This window comes from Ruegeria sp. CI5, from assembly GCF_056536885.1.
The window spans coordinates 972,633-988,206 of sequence record NZ_JBQFQN010000001.1; the positions used below are offsets into that span (position 1 = coordinate 972,633).

The following is a 15,574-nucleotide window of genomic DNA, read 5'->3' on the forward strand; positions in this document are numbered from 1 at the left end:
CACCGTTAGGCTGGGCCATGCGCTTTGTTCTTTTGTGCCTGAGCCTGACGCTCTTCGCCAGCCCCTCTTGGTCGCAGGAGGAGATTGGTCTGGCCGCGCCGGAGGATGTCGCACGCTCGGGTCTTTTGAAACATATTCTTCCGCGCTTCTCGCTCAAGACCGGAATCCGCGTTGTCGCGGATGAAGGGGGCGCGATGGTTCTGGCGGTCGGGCCACCGGGACAGCCGGTGTTTCAGCGCGGCGGCGACATCTATCACCTGCGCATCCAGGACGACCCGCGGCAGGCCCGCTTTCAGGATTGGCTGTTGTCCGACGTGGGCAAACGCACCGTCGAAAGTTTTGCACCGACCGAGGGCGGCCCGTTCTCGGCCAGTTTCGAAACGGTCGCTGCGCCCGAGTCGGATACCATCGAAGGCGACGCCTTGCTGGGTGAAAAGCTGTCGCTGACCCATTGCGGGCGCTGTCATGTGATCGGCCCTCAGAACCGGATGAACGGGTTGGGCTCCACGCCGTCCTTCGCGGTGCTGCGCGCGATGCCGGACTGGTCGAACCGGTTCCAGGCATTCTTTGCCCTGAATCCGCACCCGTCCTTTACCCAGATCGAAGGGATCACTGCGCCCTTCAACCCCGAACGCCCCCCGCCCATTCACCCGCTGATGCTGACGCAAGACGAACTTGAGGCCATTCTGGCCTATGTCTCGGTCATCCGCGCGGCCGACCTGGGGGCGCCGCTCAAGTTTCAGTGATCCTTGCGCTTGCTGAAGTAGTCATCTGTGGTAACGACCTTGGGCTTGGGCTTTGAGGTAAACGGGTTGTCCTCGCTGTGGAACTGCGCCTGCACACGGCAATCGTCACACATCTGGATCATCTTCGCCTGCTCGGACGAGGCGAACATCGGGTGGCTGCCGGCCAGCTTCTCCATGATCCGCTCGACCGTCGATTTCACCCCGAACAGAGCACCGCATTCAATGCAGGCAAAGGGCGCTTCCTCGTTCAGAACACGCGGCGACAGCGCACGGTCGCTCAGGTCCAGTTCGGGCACCAGGATGATCGCGCTTTCGGGACAGATAGTCTTGCACAGCCCGCATTGCAGGCAGGCATCCTGCTGAAAGTTCAGCTGAGGCATGTCGGGGTTGTCGATCAATGCGCCTGACGGGCACAGCGACACGCAACTCAGGCAAAGGGTGCAGGCTTCGGTGTCCACCGCCACCGCGCCATAGGGCGCGTGTTCCGGCAGGGGCAGCGGCTGAGACGCATCGGGGCGCAGCGCCTGCGCCGCCAACCGCGTGATCTGGCGCCGGTTGCCCAGCGGCAGCACCGGTTGGGCCAGAGGCTGCGGCACGTCCTGCGCATAGAGCAGATCGGCCAGCGCATCGGGATCGGATTCGTCGATCACTCCGACGACGTCCGCTCCGGCGATGGCCAGCGCCAGCGGCAGTTCGCGGTCCAACGCATCCCGCTCGGTCGTCGGGGCCAGCAGGATGTCGACCCGGGCAAAGCCATGAGCCAAGGCAGCCAGCATCTCGGCATGTCCAAAGCCGGACACCACACCCAGCTCCAGCGGAATCACATCGGCGGGCAGCCCGCGCCCGAACCGCGCGGCCAGCCGGATCATCTCGGCCCCGTGGGCATCATGTACCAACAGGCGCGGGGCGCTCCCTCCGGCCCGACGGTAGGTCGCCGCCAAGGTCTGCATCCGCGCCAGCAGGGCCGCCACCGGCGGATCCTCGTAGCTGATCGCGGTCGAGGGGCACAGGGCCGAGCATTCACCGCAGCCCGCGCAGACCATCGGGTCTATGGCCACGTGGTCTCCGGCCGGGGTTATGGCCCCGGTGGGGCAGATATCCAGACAGTTGGAACAGCCCACCTGGCCGGCCCGCGAATGGGCGCACAGGGTCTCTTCGAGCCGGACATACAGCGGCTTTTCGAAGGTCCCGACCAGCTGCGCCGCGTCAAAGGCCAACCGGGCAACCGCCACCGCATCGCGCGGATCGGCGCGCAGGTAACCTTCGCGCTTGTCGGGGGCCGTCACGAAGGGCGTACCCCCCGCCAGGTCGATCAGCACATCGCAGGCCGACGCCGCACCGTCGCGCGGCGGGGTCCAGGCAAACGCACCGCGCCCTGCCGGATCAATCTGCTGCAACGCATCTAACCGCAGGTTGAACCCGCCCAGCGCCCCCGAGACCGACCGGACCCGCGCGCGCACCACGTCATAGGCCCGGCTGTCAGGCTGCGCCTCATCGGTGACGACCACCGTCACCGCCATCGTGTCCGACAGTCGCTGTGCAAGGTCAAACGCAACCTCACCCGGCCCGATGATGCAGGCGGTGCCTTCGCTGATGACATCCACGCTGGGCGTGATCGGCTGTTGCAACAGAGCCTCGGCCGCCAGCGCCGCCATCTTGGGCATCGCCGACCGCCCTTGCTCGGACCAGCCGGCCCGGTCGCGCAGATCGACAAAGCCGGGGTGATCCACGCCCAGTTCCTCGGCCAGTTCTTGAAACACTTGGGCTTCTTGACCGCAGGCGATGACGATCTGGTCATCCGACTGCATCAGCTTGGCCGCAGCGGTCAGTTCGGAGGTGCACAGCGCCGTGTGGACCCTGCTGCATTCAGCACCGCAGGCGTCCGAGATCCCCTGCCCGTCCAAGGCCTGACTTCCGGCGCAATCGCACAAGACCAATTTGGTGACCATGTTCCCCCCGCATCTTTCCCTTGCCCCTAACCTTAGACCCAAAAGCCGCCCATGCAACGTGTGGCGGCCGGTTCTGGTCAGAAACTCTGTGTCGCCCGCCAAAGTCGGCTGATCGTCGCCGCGACCCATTTGCGACGATTTTTTTCCAGATCACGACCATTTCAGGCCGCTGCGGACTTGGCACGTGGCCCATTTGTGTACCATAGTGAACCTAAGGGAAAGCAGGGGAGAGCTTTTCCGGGGAGGATCAAAGTGGCCGAGGCCGCAAAACAGATCGAAATGCCGGTTGGCGTCGTCGTGCGCAAGACACCGGGGGTCACACGCTGGGCCCGGTGGAATTGGCGCGCGGTCGCGGTGCTGCCTGGCGCCCCGCCGGCTGACTGGGTCGAACTGCGGCGCGAGGGCGATGCGGTCGAATACCACGCCGCCACCCTGCCCTTGAAACTCTGGTCCGATGAAACCGAGGCCTATATGGCCAATCTCTCGGACAGCCAGCCATCGCTGTATCTTGTCCTGCGTGACGATGCCGAAGGTGATCGCCCGCTGAACGCGTTTCTGATCACAGCGTCACCTTATGAAGGGCAGGACTATGCCGATACCGGTGAAGAGATCGTGGAAAAGATCCCGATGACCGAAGGCCTGATTGCCTGGGTGCGCGATTTCACTCTGGCCCATCACCACGATGAGGTGTTCGTCAAACGCCGCCGCGACAAGAAACGGGTGGATCTTATGGAAGACGGCAAGGGCGATGCGCGCATCCGGCAGGCCTCGGATGTCTACCGCGCCCCGCGGAGGGCCGTGCAATGAGCGCTCGTCAGGATTTCTGGTCTCGCCGCAAGGCCGCCGTGCAGGCCGAAGCGTATTCCGAACAAGAGGCCCTGACCGCGCAGGAGATCGCCGCGCGGCAGGCCGAACTGGAAGAAAAGACCGACGCCGAGATCTTGGCCGAGCTTGACCTGCCCGACCCTGACCTTCTGCAGGCGGGCGACGATGTTTCGGGCTTCATGGCCAAGGCCGTGCCGGACCGTCTGCGCCGTCGCGCCTTGCGGCGCTTGTGGCGGTTGAACCCTGTGCTGGCGAATGTGGACGGGCTGGTCGATTACGGCGAGGACTACACCGACGCCGCCTGCGTGATCGAAAACCTGCAGACGGCTTATCAGGTGGGCAAAGGCATGTTGCGCCATATCGAGGCGTTGGCCGAGCAGAAGGAAGCCGAGGAACACCCGGTCGAGGCCGAAGCCGAGCCGGAAACCGAAACGCCCGAGCCTGAAGCCGAGCCCGCGCCCCTTGTCGAAGTGGCAGACGCCATCCAACCGGATGAGGACGAACGCCCCCCGGCCCCGCGGCGCATGAAATTTGAATTCGAAGGATGACACGATGAACATTCGCGACCCGCAGACGTTCGAGATTTCCCCCGAGGACCGTCTGCGCGCGGATTTCTACAACTTTCTGGGCCTGCTTCTGGCCACACCGCCCGACCAGACCCTGCTGAACCAGATCGCGGCGTTGTCGGGGGACGAGACAGATCTGGGCCAGGCCATTCAGGCCATGGCCCGCGTGGCCAAAGTGACCAAGCCCGAAGCGGCCGAGCGCGAGTTCAACGCATTGTTCATCGGACTTGGGCGCGGAGAGCTGCTGCCCTATGCCAGCTTCTACCTGACCGGGTTCCTGAACGAGAAACCGCTGGCGCAGCTGCGCAACGACATGGCGGCGCGGGGTATCACCCGAGCGGCAAACGTGTTCGAACCCGAAGACAACATCGCCTCGTTGATGGAGATGATGGGCGGCATGATCGTCGGCCGTTTCGGCGGCCCGGCCGCGTTGGAAGATCAAAAGACGTTCTGGAACAAGCATATCGGCCCCTGGGCCGAGCACTTTTTCTCGGACCTGGAAGCAGCCGAGCATTCGGTTCTCTATGCCTCGGTCGGCACCGCTGGCCGGGTTTTCATGGAGATCGAACGCGAGGCCTTCCGCATGACGACGCATTAGGCGGCCGTCATTCGCTGGCGCCCCGGCGGGCGCTGAACCGCAAATGGGAAAGGAGGATCCCATGAGCAAGACCAAGGAGACCGGCGCCAGCCGCCGCGACTTCCTGAAACTGGCGGGCACCGCGGCCCCGGCAGCCGTTGCAGCGGCCAGCCTGGGAACCGAGGCGGAAGCGGCCGAGCAACCCTCGGACGAGACCCGCATTCAGGACACGGCGCATACCCGCGCCTATTTCGACAGCGCGCGCTTCTAGGCCGCCCCGGCGACGCCCGGCGCAAGTCCGGACGTGGTCACACTCGGCTGACGGTTGCGATTGGCCCTGACGTCGATTTCGAAACACCAAGCCAGCCATGATCAACATGGCCAGCAAGGGAGGAAGGAAATGCTTAGGAAAAAGACCAACGGGGTTGCGAGACGCCCCCAGCGGACAAGTATCCTGTCCCAAATCGGCGAAAAGAGCGTCGATCGCCGCGCGTTCCTGCGTGGCTCGGGCCTGACGATCGGCGGCCTGGCCGCGATCAGCGCCACGGGTGGAACCGTGTCGCCCGCCAGCGCCCAGACCGCAGCCAACACGGCTGTCGAGAACATCAAATCCGTCTGCACGCATTGCTCGGTCGGCTGTACCGTGGTTGCCGAAGTGCAGAACGGCGTCTGGATCGGGCAGGAACCCGGTTGGGACAGCCCGTTCAACCTGGGCGCTCACTGTGCCAAGGGGGCCGCTGTCCGTGAACACGCCCATGGCGAACGCCGCCTGAAATACCCGATGAAGAAAGAGGGTGGCGAGTGGAAGCGCATCAGCTGGGAACAGGCGATCGACGAGATCGGCGACGGCATGATGAGCATCCGCGAGGAAAGCGGGCCTGACAGCGTCTATTGGCTGGGTTCGGCCAAGCACAACAACGAACAGGCCTATCTGTTCCGCAAGTTCGCGGCCTACTGGGGCACCAACAACGTGGACCACCAGGCGCGGATCTGCCACTCGACCACCGTTGCGGGTGTTGCGAATACATGGGGCTACGGCGCCATGACCAACAGCTACAACGACATCCACAATTCCAAGGCGATCTTCATCATCGGCGGCAACCCGGCCGAGGCGCACCCCGTCTCGCTGCTGCATGTTCTGCGCGCGAAAGAGCAGAACAACGCCCCGCTGATCGTCTGCGATCCGCGCTTTACGCGCACCGCGGCCCATGCCGACGAATATGTCCGCTTCCGCCCCGGCACCGACGTGGCGCTGATCTGGGGCATCCTGTGGCACATTTTCGACAACAGCTGGGAAGACAAAGAGTTCATCCGCACCCGTGTCTGGGGCATGGACCAGATCCGCGAAGAAGTCGCAAACTGGACACCCGAAGAAACCGAGCGCGTTACCGGCGTGCCGGGATCGCAGCTCAAGCGCGTGGCGCGGACGCTGGCCAACAACCGTCCCGGCACCGTGATCTGGTGCATGGGCGGCACCCAGCACACCAACGGCAACAACAACACGCGCGCCTATTGCGTGCTGCAGCTGGCGTTGGGCAACATGGGCACCTCGGGCGGCGGTACGAACATCTTCCGCGGCCATGACAACGTGCAGGGCGCCACCGATCTGGGCGTTCTATCCCACACCCTGCCCGGCTATTACGGCCTGTCCGCAGGCGCATGGGGTCACTGGGCCCGCGTCTGGGGCGAGGAACCGGAGTGGCTGGCTGGCCAGTTCGCAATGGTCAAGGACAAGGACGGCAAGGACAAGTCGCTGCAGAACGAACGGGGCATCCCGGTTTCGCGCTGGATCGACGGTGTTCTGGAAGATCCCGAGAACATGGATCAGCCCAACAACGTCCGCGCCATGGTTCTGTGGGGCCACGCGCCCAACTCGCAGACCCGGATGGTCGAAATGAAGACGGCGATGGAAAAGCTGGACATGCTGGTCGTGATCGACCCATATCCCACCGTTTCCGCGGTCCTGCATGACCGGACCGATGGCGTCTATCTACTGCCGGCCTGTACGCAGTTCGAAACGCGTGGCTCGGTCACGGCGTCGAACCGCTCGCTTCAGTGGCGCGACAAGGTGGTCGATCCGCTGTTCGAAAGCCTGCCGGACGAGGTCATCATGGCCAAGTTCGCCAACAAGTTCGGCTGGGCGGATCGGTTCTTCCGCAATATCGAGATGGAGGACCCCGAAACCCCGAATGTCGAAAGCATCACGCGCGAGTTCAACGCGGGGCTGTGGACGATCGGCTATACCGGTCAGTCGCCAGAGCGGATCAAAAGCCATATGGCCAACCAGCACACGTTCGACAGAACGACGCTGCAGGCGGTGGGCGGTCCGAATGACGGCGAATACTACGGTCTGCCGTGGCCCTGCTGGGGCACCGCCGAGATGGGGCATCCGGGGACGCCGAACCTCTATGACATGTCCAAACCGGTGGCCGAGGGCGGCCTGACCTTCCGCGCGCGTTTCGGCGTCGAGCGTGACGGTCAGAACCTGCTGGCCGAAGGGGTCTACAGCGTCGGCTCGGAAATCCAGGACGGATACCCCGAGTTCACGATGCAGATGCTGATGGATCTGGGCTGGGATGGCGACCTGACGGCCGAAGAACGCGCGGCCATCGACGCAGTGGCCGGGCCCAAGACCAACTGGAAGACCGACCTGTCGGGCGGCATCCAGCGGGTGGCCATCAAGCATGGCTGTGCGCCCTTCGGCAACGCCAAGGCCCGCACCGTGGTCTGGACCTTCCCGGATCCGATCCCGCTGCACCGCGAGCCGCTGTACACGCCGCGGCGTGACCTGGTGGCCGACTATCCCACCTACGAGGACCGTCAGGCCTATCGCCTTCCGACCTTGTATGCTTCGATCCAGAAGAACGACTTTTCAAAGGATTACCCGATAATCCTGACGTCAGGTCGTCTGGTCGAATATGAAGGTGGCGGCGACGAGACACGGTCGAACCCGTGGCTGGCCGAGCTGCAGCAGGACATGTTCGTCGAGATCAATCCGCGTGACGCCAACAACCTTGGCATTCGCGACGGATCGCAGGTCTGGGTCGAAGGTCCCGAGGGTGGCAAGGTCAAGGTGATGGCGATGCTGACCGAAAGGGTCGGTGCCGGCGTGGCCTTCATGCCCTTCCACTTTGGCGGCCATTTCCAGGGCGCGGACCTGAGGGAGAAATACCCGAAAGGCGCCGACCCGTACGTGCTGGGTGAAAGCACCAACACCGCCCAGACCTATGGCTATGATTCAGTGACCCAGATGCAGGAGACCAAAGCGACTCTCTGCAAGATCTGGGCAGCGTAAGGAGGACGACAATGGCTAGAGCAAAGTTTCTCTGCGACGCTGAACGCTGCATCGAGTGCAACGCCTGCGTGACTGCGTGCAAGAACGAACACGAGGTCCCGTGGGGCATCAACCGCCGCCGGGTGGTGACGATCAATGACGGCAAACCGGGTGAACGCTCGATCTCGGTCGCCTGCATGCATTGTTCGGATGCGCCCTGCATGGCTGTCTGCCCGGTCGACTGCTTCTATCAGAACGAAGAAGGCGTCGTCCTGCACTCCAAGGACCTGTGCATCGGCTGCGGCTATTGCTTCTATGCGTGCCCGTTCGGCGCGCCGCAATACCCGCAGGCCGGCAACTTCGGATCGCGCGGCAAGATGGACAAATGTACCTTCTGCGCCGGCGGCCCCGAGGAAACGCACTCGACCGCAGAGTTCGCCAAATACGGCCGCAACCGGATCGCTGAGGGCAAACTGCCCATCTGCGCCGAGATGTGTTCGACCAAGGCCCTGCTCGCCGGTGACGGTGACGTGGTATCGGCCATCTACCGCGAACGCGTCGTGGCGCGCGGGTTTGGTTCGGGCGCCTGGGGTTGGGGCACGGCCTACGACCAGAAGGACGGCTGAGACCTCAGCCTGACAACACGGGTGACCCGCCCCGGTGGGTCACCCGATTTTGGATTGATACCGAGGTTCCGATGCTGCGCATTTTTCTGGCTTTGACGTTGACACTTGGGATCGCGCAGGGCGCGCTTGCACAGGACACGACCGGCACAGACGAACCAGCTGCTGCCCCGCGCGCGCAGACCGGTGGCGCCACGACGCTCGAGGATATTCTGGCCCGGCAACGCGGTGAGAAGGTCGACAACAGCTATCGCTCCGAGAATACCGGGCAAGGCAATGCCGAAGGGTTGCTGGGTCAGTTGGGTACGCGCGGTGTGGCTTCGGACAGTGATGTGTATCGCGCCATCCGCTATGGCTCAGCCGATGTGACCGTTTCGACCAAGGGGCCGGCTGCCGGCGTGTTGATCCAGGACGGCGGCATGTGGTGGTGGACTTTCCGCACCGGTCCCCTGCGCGAATACGGAACCTATATTCTGGGCGGGATGCTGGTCGTTCTGCTGCTGTTTTTCCTGATCCGCGGCCGCATTCGCATCGACGGCGAGAAAACGGGCCGCACGGTCACCCGGTTTTCAGGATTTGAAAGGTTCGGGCACTGGCTGTTTGCCGGCTCGTTCCTGATACTTGGATTGACCGGCCTGCTGACGCTCTACGGCCGGGATTTCCTGATCCCCCTGTTCGGCAAGGAAGGGTTCGCCACCATCGCGCAAGGCTGCAAGTGGCTGCACAACAATCTGGCCTGGGCCTTCATGCTGGGATTGGTCATCATCACCGTGAACTGGATCGCCCACAACATCCCCAACCGGACCGACCTGAAATGGTTGGCGGCGGGCGGCGGATTGTTCACCAAAGGCAGCCACCCCCCGGCCAAGAAATTCAACGCCGGTCAAAAGATCATTTTCTGGCTGTGCATTCTGCTTGGCGTCTCGATCAGCCTGTCGGGTCTGTCGCTGCTGTTCCCATTCGAGCTTCCGATGTTCGCCAAGACGTTTTCGATCGCCAACGCGACCGGGTTGCCCCAACTGATGGGCTTGGACCTGCCCACGCAGATGTCTCCGCAGGAAGAGATGCAATATGCCCAGATCTGGCACGTCATGGTCGCCTATGCCTTCATCGCCATCATTCTGGCCCATATCTACCTCGGCTCGGTCGGCATGGAGGGCGCGTTTGACGCCATGGGCACCGGCGAGGTCGAAGAGCAATGGGCGCGCGAGCACCATTCGCTGTGGCTGGAAGAGGTAAAGGCACAGGAGGCCAGCGACGGCGCGGCCTCGCCTGCCGAATAGATGCGCGGGCTGGCTTTGGCGCTGGCCCTGCTGCCGCTGCCGCTGGCGGCGGATTTCTACACGCTCAAGGGCCATGGTGGGCCGATCATGGACATCGCCGCAGCCCCGGACGGGCGCATTGCCACCGCCAGTTTCGACAATTCCGTGGGCCTGTGGTCCGGGCAGCAGCCGGACTGGCTGGAAGGTCACGAAGCTGCCGTGAACGCGGTGGTGTTCAACGGCACCGCGATCTATTCGGCCGGCGACGACTTTACCCTGCGCCGTTGGCCCGGTGGACAGGTCGTTGGTCAGCACAAGGGCAAGGTCGTCGGCCTTGCTGCCTCAAAGATCCTTGTGGCGACTGCCAGTTGGGATGGGACCATCGGCCTGTGGCCAACCCAAGGCGGTGCGGCCAAGCTGCTGGGCCCGACGGGCAGCGGCGTCAACGCGGTGGCCTTCGCGCCGGACGGACGGTCGCTGTACTCCGCCGGGGTCGACGGCAGCTTGCGGGTCTGGGACGTGACGACCGGGGCCGAAACCGCGCGACTGGTCGAGCATGGTTTCGGCATCAACGAACTGGTCCTGAACGCGCAAGACGGTTGGATCGCATATGGCGCGGTCGATGGCGTAACCCGCATTCTGGACCTGACCACCGGGGCCGAGCGTGATTTCACGTTGGACCGCCGCCCGATCCTTGCGCTCGCCCTCAGCCCGGATCGGTCACTGCTGGCGGTGGGCGATGGTGAGGGCTACATCATGGTCATCGACACGCAGAACTGGCGGATTGCGCAGGATTTCCGGGCAACGCTACGCGGCCCGGTCTGGGCACTGGCCTTTTCCCCCGATGGAGAGAACCTGCACGCAGGCGGGCTGGATCAGGCCATGTACAGCTGGCCGGTGGCCGCGCTGGGGTCACAGGAACGGATGGCCAGCCAAGAGCCGAGTTTCCTGAAGGACCCCGAAGAAATGCAAAACGGAGAACGGCAGTTCGCCCGGAAATGCTCGATCTGCCACAGCCTGACGCCGGACGATCAGCGCCGGGCCGGACCGACCCTGCATGGCGTATTCGGGCGTCAGGCCGGGACACTGCCTGGCTACATCTACTCGGAAACGCTGCAAGGGTCTGATATCATTTGGAACGAACAGACGATAAACGCTCTTTTCGATCAGGGACCGGACCACTACATTCCGGGGTCGAAGATGCCGATGCAGCGGATCGCGCAGGCGCAGGACCGCACCGACCTGATTGAATTTCTGCGCAGCGCGACAGCGCCCGCAGACTAAGCCGGAGGATAAGATGAAAGCCTTTCTTGCAGCTGCCGCCGCAATGGTCGTCATTACTGCCGCCGCACCGATGGTATTGCAGCAACTCGGACACTCAGCGGCCGAGACACAGACCGGCTCCTCGGTGCGACTAGACTGAATGTCCGAATTCCTGACCACACGAGAGTTGGCGGACCTGCTGCGCATTGGCGAACGCAAGGCCTATGATCTGGCGTCTTCGGGCGAAGTGCCCTGCGTGAAAGCGATGGGCAAACTTCTCTTTCCCCGGGCCGAGGTACTGGCCTGGCTCAATGCGTCGCGTACCGGGCCGGACACGGTCAAACCGCCCCTGCCCGACATCGTGGCTGGCAGCCATGACCCCCTTTTGGATTGGGCACTCCGCGAAAGCGGCTCGGGGTTGGCCACCTATTACGACGGCTCATTCGACGGGCTGAACCGCCTTGCGCGACGTGACGCACAAGCCGCGGTACTGCACATCCATGAACCGGGCGGGTTCAACGTCAATTCCGTCCGCGATGCGCTGGGAGAGGCGCCCGTGGTTCTGTACGAGGTCGCAAGCCGCCAGCGCGGCCTGTTGCTGGCTCCCGGGGTTCAGGGTATTTCCGATTTTGGTGATCTGAAAGGCCGCCGTGTCGTGCTGCGCCAGGACAGCGCCGCCAGTCAGCACTTGTTCGATGCCCAGTTGCGAAGCTGCGGTCTGAGCCGCGCCGATCTTGACGCCCTGCCGACTTGCGCCCGCACCGAAGAGGAACTGGCAATCGCTCTGCATGACCGGAAGGCCGAGGCTGGATTTGGCATCGGAGCCTTGGCGCGCCTCTACGGGTTGGGCTTCATTCCGACCCATTCCGAACGTCTCGACCTCGCCATCTGGCGGCGGTCCTGTTTCGATCCGCCGATGCAGAAACTGCTGACTTTTGTGGGAACGGACAAATTCAAGCGTCGCGCAGATGAATTGGGCGGATACGATCTGTCCGGCTTGGGACAGATCCATCACAACGGCGCAAGTGACTGACCGGCCCTATTGCTGCGCGTTCGGAAAAAAGAGCTGCTCACCGTTCAATTTGTACGCTGCGATCGCTTCCTGACCGTCGGGGCCAGTGAGCCAGTCAATGAACCTTCTTCCCGCGGCCGCCCGGACCCGCGGATGCTTTTCGGGGTTCACGAGGATCACTCCGTATTGATTGAACAACCGAGGATCGCCTTCGACCAGAACCTCAAGGTTTCCCTTGTTGCCGAACGACAGCCATGTGGCCCTATCGGTCAGGGCATAGGCATCCATGCCCGCAGCGAGGTTGAGCGTTGCACCCATGCCCGATCCGGTCTCGCGGTACCACTCGCCCGAAGACAACGTCGGGTCGGTTCCGGACAGACTCCAAAGAGCCTTCTCCGCCTTGTGGGTCCCGCTGTCATCCGCGCGCGACGCGAACGGAGCTTTGGCCTGCGCGATCGCTGCCAACGCGGCCACTGCGTCGTCGCCGCCTTTGATCTTGGCCGGGTCCGATTTCGGCCCCACCAAGACAAAATCGTTGTACATCACGTCCCGCCGCTCGACACCCCAGCCGTCGGCCACGAATTGCTCTTCCGCTGGCTTGGCATGCACCAGCAGAACGTCACCGTCGCCGTTGATCGCGTTTCGGATCGCCTGCCCTGTCCCCACGGCCACAACACGGACATCGATCCCGCTTTCCGCCTCGAACCCCGGGAGGATAAAGTCCAGAAGGCCGGAATTCTGCGTCGATGTCGTGGACTGCACGACAATGAATGGTTCTTCGGCCGCTGCCGGACCTGCGAACAGCCCGAACAGGATCATTGCGCTTTTGATTGCTGCGCGAAACATGGATTGCCTCCGGTTATTGTTATGTGACCAGCCATCCCGCCAGATACTGGCGCGATGCCTGACATTGTGGCGCTTCCAGCACCTGTTTGGCGGTGCCATGCTCGACCACGCGCCCGCCCTGCATCATCACGATATCCGCCGCCAGCCGACGGGCTTGCCCAACGTCGTGGGTGACCATCACGATCCGCACCCCCCGGGCCGAGGCGCGCAGGATCATCGCCTCGATCATTTGGGTCGCCGCGGGATCGAGGGCGCTGGTGGGTTCGTCCAGGAACAGGGTCTCGGGGCCAAGCGCAAGCGCGCGAAGGATGGCCAGACGCTGTGCCTCGCCACCCGACAGCGAGCGCGCCGACTGCCGGGCCTTTGTCTCAAGCCCTCCTTCGGCCAGAAGTTCTTGGATCCGGTTTTTCCGAGCAGCCCTGCCGAGCCCCAGCCGTTTCAAAACAAAATCCAGATTGGCAGACACCGAGCGGCGCAGCAGAACCGGTTGCTGAAACACCATGGCCTGCCGGGCCTTGTGGGCCGCATTCAGAACTCCGCCATCCTGCAGAACCTGCCCCGCATCCGCCTTGATCAAACCATGCAGGCAACGCAGCAGCAGGCTTTTGCCAGCACCGTTCGGCCCAAGGATCAAAGTCGGCCCCGGACCATCCATCATCAGCTGCGGGACATCCAGCAACAGCTTGCCATTGCGTTCCACTCGCAGCCCATCGGCCTGCAAACAATTGGGCATGTCCGGCATCAGATCACGCATGGCGCAACCCTTCCTGCTCGGTCCGAAGCGTCAATGCGCTGACTGCCGCATTCACGGCCACGGCAATTCCGATCAGGATCGTCCCCAAGGCCAGCGCCAGGGCCAGATTTCCCTTCGAGGTCTCTAACGCAATCGTCGTCGTCATGACCCGCGTCACGTGGTTGATGTTGCCGCCGACGATAATCACAGCGCCGACTTCGGCGATGGCTCGTCCAAACCCGGCCAGCAAGGCAGTCACCAACGCCAGACGCGCGTCCCACAAAAGCACCGGCACCGAGGCCAACCGCGACACTCCCAACGAACGCAACTGTTCCGAATATTCCTCGGCCAGCATCTCGATCACCTGCCGCGTCAACGCCGCGACGATCGGGGTCACCAGCACTGTTTGGGCGATGATCATGGCGGTCGGGGTGTACAAAAGCTCCAGCACGCCCAGCGGGCCCGAACGGGACAGCATCAGGTAGACCAGCAGGCCGACGACAACCGGAGGAAAGCCCATCAGAGCGTTCATCAGAATTATCAACGCGCGCCGTCCGGGAAAGCGGGCCACCGCCAAGGCCGCGCCAACCGGCATCCCGATCACGGCTGAAATCAACACAGCCAGCACCGAAACTTGCAGCGACAGCATCACGATCGCCCAAAGGTCCGGATCCCCGGTCAGGATAAAGTGGCCTGCTTGGCTGAATTGTGATGCAAAATCCTGCATTTTATTCCCAAATCCACCAATTTTCGTAGGGATCGCAAAATCTTACAGGAATAATAGAGGAAACTGCCTCTGAAGACAGTTAAATTCCGACATCCGCAAAAACAAACGCGGCCCACAGGGGGCCACGCTGAATTGTTGCCATGGTACAGCCAATCAGTTCAGGGCTGCATCCGTGATCTGGCTGGTCCACGCGCCTTCGGGCTTTTTAGTGATCACCGGGTCCGAGCCGCCGGCCAGCAACGTGTTCACCGTACGCTCGAAATCAGCCGGATCCAACGCGCCATTCGAACCGGCGGTCAGCTTGGCGATTTCGCCCATCATGCGCTTCTGGTGTTCCTCGGTCTGAGCACCGGTCGCATCGTTCTCCAACACGATTTCGGCGGCTTCGTCCGGGTTCTCCTCGGCGTATTTCCAGCCTTTCATCGAAGCGCGCACAAAGCGTTCCATCTTGTCGACGAAGGCCGGATCGCTGAGGTTTTCTTCAAGCACGTACAGGCCATCTTCCAGCGTGGCAACGCCCTGGTCTTCATACTTGAAGGTCACCAGTTCGTCGGGGCTGACGCCGGCGTCGATCACCTGCCAGTATTCATTGTAGGTCATGGTGCTGATGCAATCGGCCTGACGCTGCAGCAGCGGGTCGACGTTGAAGCCCTGCTTCAGAACCTCGACGCCGTTCTCGCTCTTGCCGCCGGTGTCGATGCCCAGCTGGCTCATCCAGCTCATGAACGGGAATTCATTGCCGAAGAACCAGACGCCCAGCGTGCGGTTCTTGAGGTCCTCGGGCGAGGAAATGCCCGCGTCCTTCCAGCAGGTCAGCATCATGCCCGAGCTCTTGAAGGGCTGCGCAATGTTGACCAGCGGCAGGCCCTTTTCGCGTGCGGCCAGCGCGGCGGGCATCCATTCCACGGTGACATCAGCGCCACCGCCCGCGATCACCTGCGTGGGCGCGATGTCGGGGCCGCCGGGCAGGATGGTGACGTCCAGCCCCTCTTCTTCGTAGAACCCCTTGTCCTTGGCGACGTAGTAGCCCGCGAACTGGGCCTGGGTGACCCATTTCAACTGCAGCGTCACCTCGTCTGCGGCAAAGGCCGAACTTGCGGCGAATCCTAGGGCGGCTATGGCCCCGGTCAGTAGCTTGTTCATCTTCATCTTCTCCTAGTTGCTAGTGCTG

General features: G+C 63.0%; 15 protein-coding genes. 10 read left to right on the forward strand and 5 right to left on the reverse strand.

The window, feature by feature from the left end; genetic code table 11:
* The first annotated feature begins 17 nt into the window (after positions 1-17).
* Positions 18-746, forward strand: coding sequence for a c-type cytochrome (locus ACR0BA_RS04860; RefSeq protein ID WP_480632952.1), 729 nt, complete (start codon positions 18-20; stop codon positions 744-746).
* On the opposite strand, the gene ACR0BA_RS04865 is transcribed toward ACR0BA_RS04860, so the two are convergent.
* On the reverse strand, positions 740-2,695 hold the full coding sequence (locus tag ACR0BA_RS04865) for a 4Fe-4S binding protein (RefSeq protein WP_480726712.1): 1,956 nt from the start codon (positions 2,693-2,695) through the stop codon (positions 740-742). The two genes, ACR0BA_RS04860 and ACR0BA_RS04865, sit on opposite strands and share 7 nt — an antisense overlap.
* 252 nt (positions 2,696-2,947) lie before the next feature.
* Here ACR0BA_RS04865 and ACR0BA_RS04870 point away from each other — a divergent pair, with 252 nt between their 5' ends.
* The 9 genes from ACR0BA_RS04870 to ACR0BA_RS04910 all read left to right on the forward strand — a co-directional run bounded on the left by ACR0BA_RS04870 (position 2,948) and on the right by ACR0BA_RS04910 (position 12,118).
* A complete protein-coding gene (locus tag ACR0BA_RS04870; RefSeq protein WP_480726714.1) occupies positions 2,948-3,502 on the forward strand; it encodes a DUF3305 domain-containing protein in 555 nt (184 codons plus the stop codon).
* On the forward strand, positions 3,499-4,068 hold the full coding sequence (locus tag ACR0BA_RS04875; RefSeq protein ID WP_480726715.1) for a DUF3306 domain-containing protein: 570 nt from the start codon (positions 3,499-3,501) through the stop codon (positions 4,066-4,068). The genes ACR0BA_RS04870 and ACR0BA_RS04875 overlap by 4 nt, the downstream gene beginning before the upstream one ends.
* Positions 4,069-4,072: 4 nt before the next feature.
* Entirely contained in the window at positions 4,073-4,684 is a 612-nt protein-coding gene (locus ACR0BA_RS04880; RefSeq protein WP_170508648.1) for a TorD/DmsD family molecular chaperone, read from the forward strand.
* Positions 4,685-4,745: 61 nt separating this feature from the next.
* The gene (locus ACR0BA_RS04885) at positions 4,746-4,934 is read left to right on the forward strand and encodes a twin-arginine translocation signal domain-containing protein (protein WP_005983760.1); all 189 of its coding nucleotides are present in this window, start codon (positions 4,746-4,748) and stop codon (positions 4,932-4,934) included.
* Positions 4,935-5,063: 129 nt separating this feature from the next.
* Complete coding sequence (locus ACR0BA_RS04890) at positions 5,064-7,958, forward strand: formate dehydrogenase subunit alpha (RefSeq protein WP_170371225.1); 2,895 nt, start codon at positions 5,064-5,066, stop codon at positions 7,956-7,958.
* Positions 7,959-7,969: 11 nt separating this feature from the next.
* Positions 7,970-8,563 (forward strand): formate dehydrogenase FDH3 subunit beta, encoded by a 594-nt coding sequence (gene fdh3B / locus ACR0BA_RS04895; protein WP_005983764.1) that lies wholly within the window; start codon positions 7,970-7,972, stop codon positions 8,561-8,563.
* A 71-nt stretch (positions 8,564-8,634) separates the two neighbouring features.
* Positions 8,635-9,843, forward strand: coding sequence for a formate dehydrogenase subunit gamma (locus ACR0BA_RS04900; RefSeq protein ID WP_480726716.1), 1,209 nt, complete (start codon positions 8,635-8,637; stop codon positions 9,841-9,843).
* Positions 9,844-11,106, forward strand: a complete 1,263-nt coding sequence (locus ACR0BA_RS04905; RefSeq protein ID WP_480726718.1) for a c-type cytochrome — start codon at positions 9,844-9,846, stop codon at positions 11,104-11,106.
* Between the two features lie 139 nt (positions 11,107-11,245).
* On the forward strand, positions 11,246-12,118 hold the full coding sequence (locus ACR0BA_RS04910; RefSeq protein WP_480726719.1) for a substrate-binding domain-containing protein: 873 nt from the start codon (positions 11,246-11,248) through the stop codon (positions 12,116-12,118).
* 6 nt (positions 12,119-12,124) lie between these two features.
* Here ACR0BA_RS04910 and ACR0BA_RS04915 read toward each other — a convergent pair whose 3' ends face one another.
* From ACR0BA_RS04915 to ACR0BA_RS04930, 4 genes are all read right to left on the reverse strand, one after another.
* A complete protein-coding gene (locus ACR0BA_RS04915) occupies positions 12,125-12,943 on the reverse strand; it encodes an ABC transporter substrate-binding protein (RefSeq protein ID WP_170339058.1) in 819 nt (272 codons plus the stop codon).
* Between the two features lie 19 nt (positions 12,944-12,962).
* A complete protein-coding gene (locus ACR0BA_RS04920; protein ID WP_480726720.1) occupies positions 12,963-13,697 on the reverse strand; it encodes an ATP-binding cassette domain-containing protein in 735 nt (244 codons plus the stop codon).
* Positions 13,690-14,403, reverse strand: coding sequence for an ABC transporter permease (locus ACR0BA_RS04925; RefSeq protein ID WP_480726722.1), 714 nt, complete (start codon positions 14,401-14,403; stop codon positions 13,690-13,692). Before ACR0BA_RS04925 ends, ACR0BA_RS04920 begins: the two co-directional genes overlap by 8 nt.
* A gap of 153 nt (positions 14,404-14,556) precedes the next feature.
* Positions 14,557-15,546, reverse strand: a complete 990-nt coding sequence (locus ACR0BA_RS04930; protein WP_093961809.1) for an ABC transporter substrate-binding protein — start codon at positions 15,544-15,546, stop codon at positions 14,557-14,559.
* Positions 15,547-15,574 lie beyond the last annotated feature (28 nt).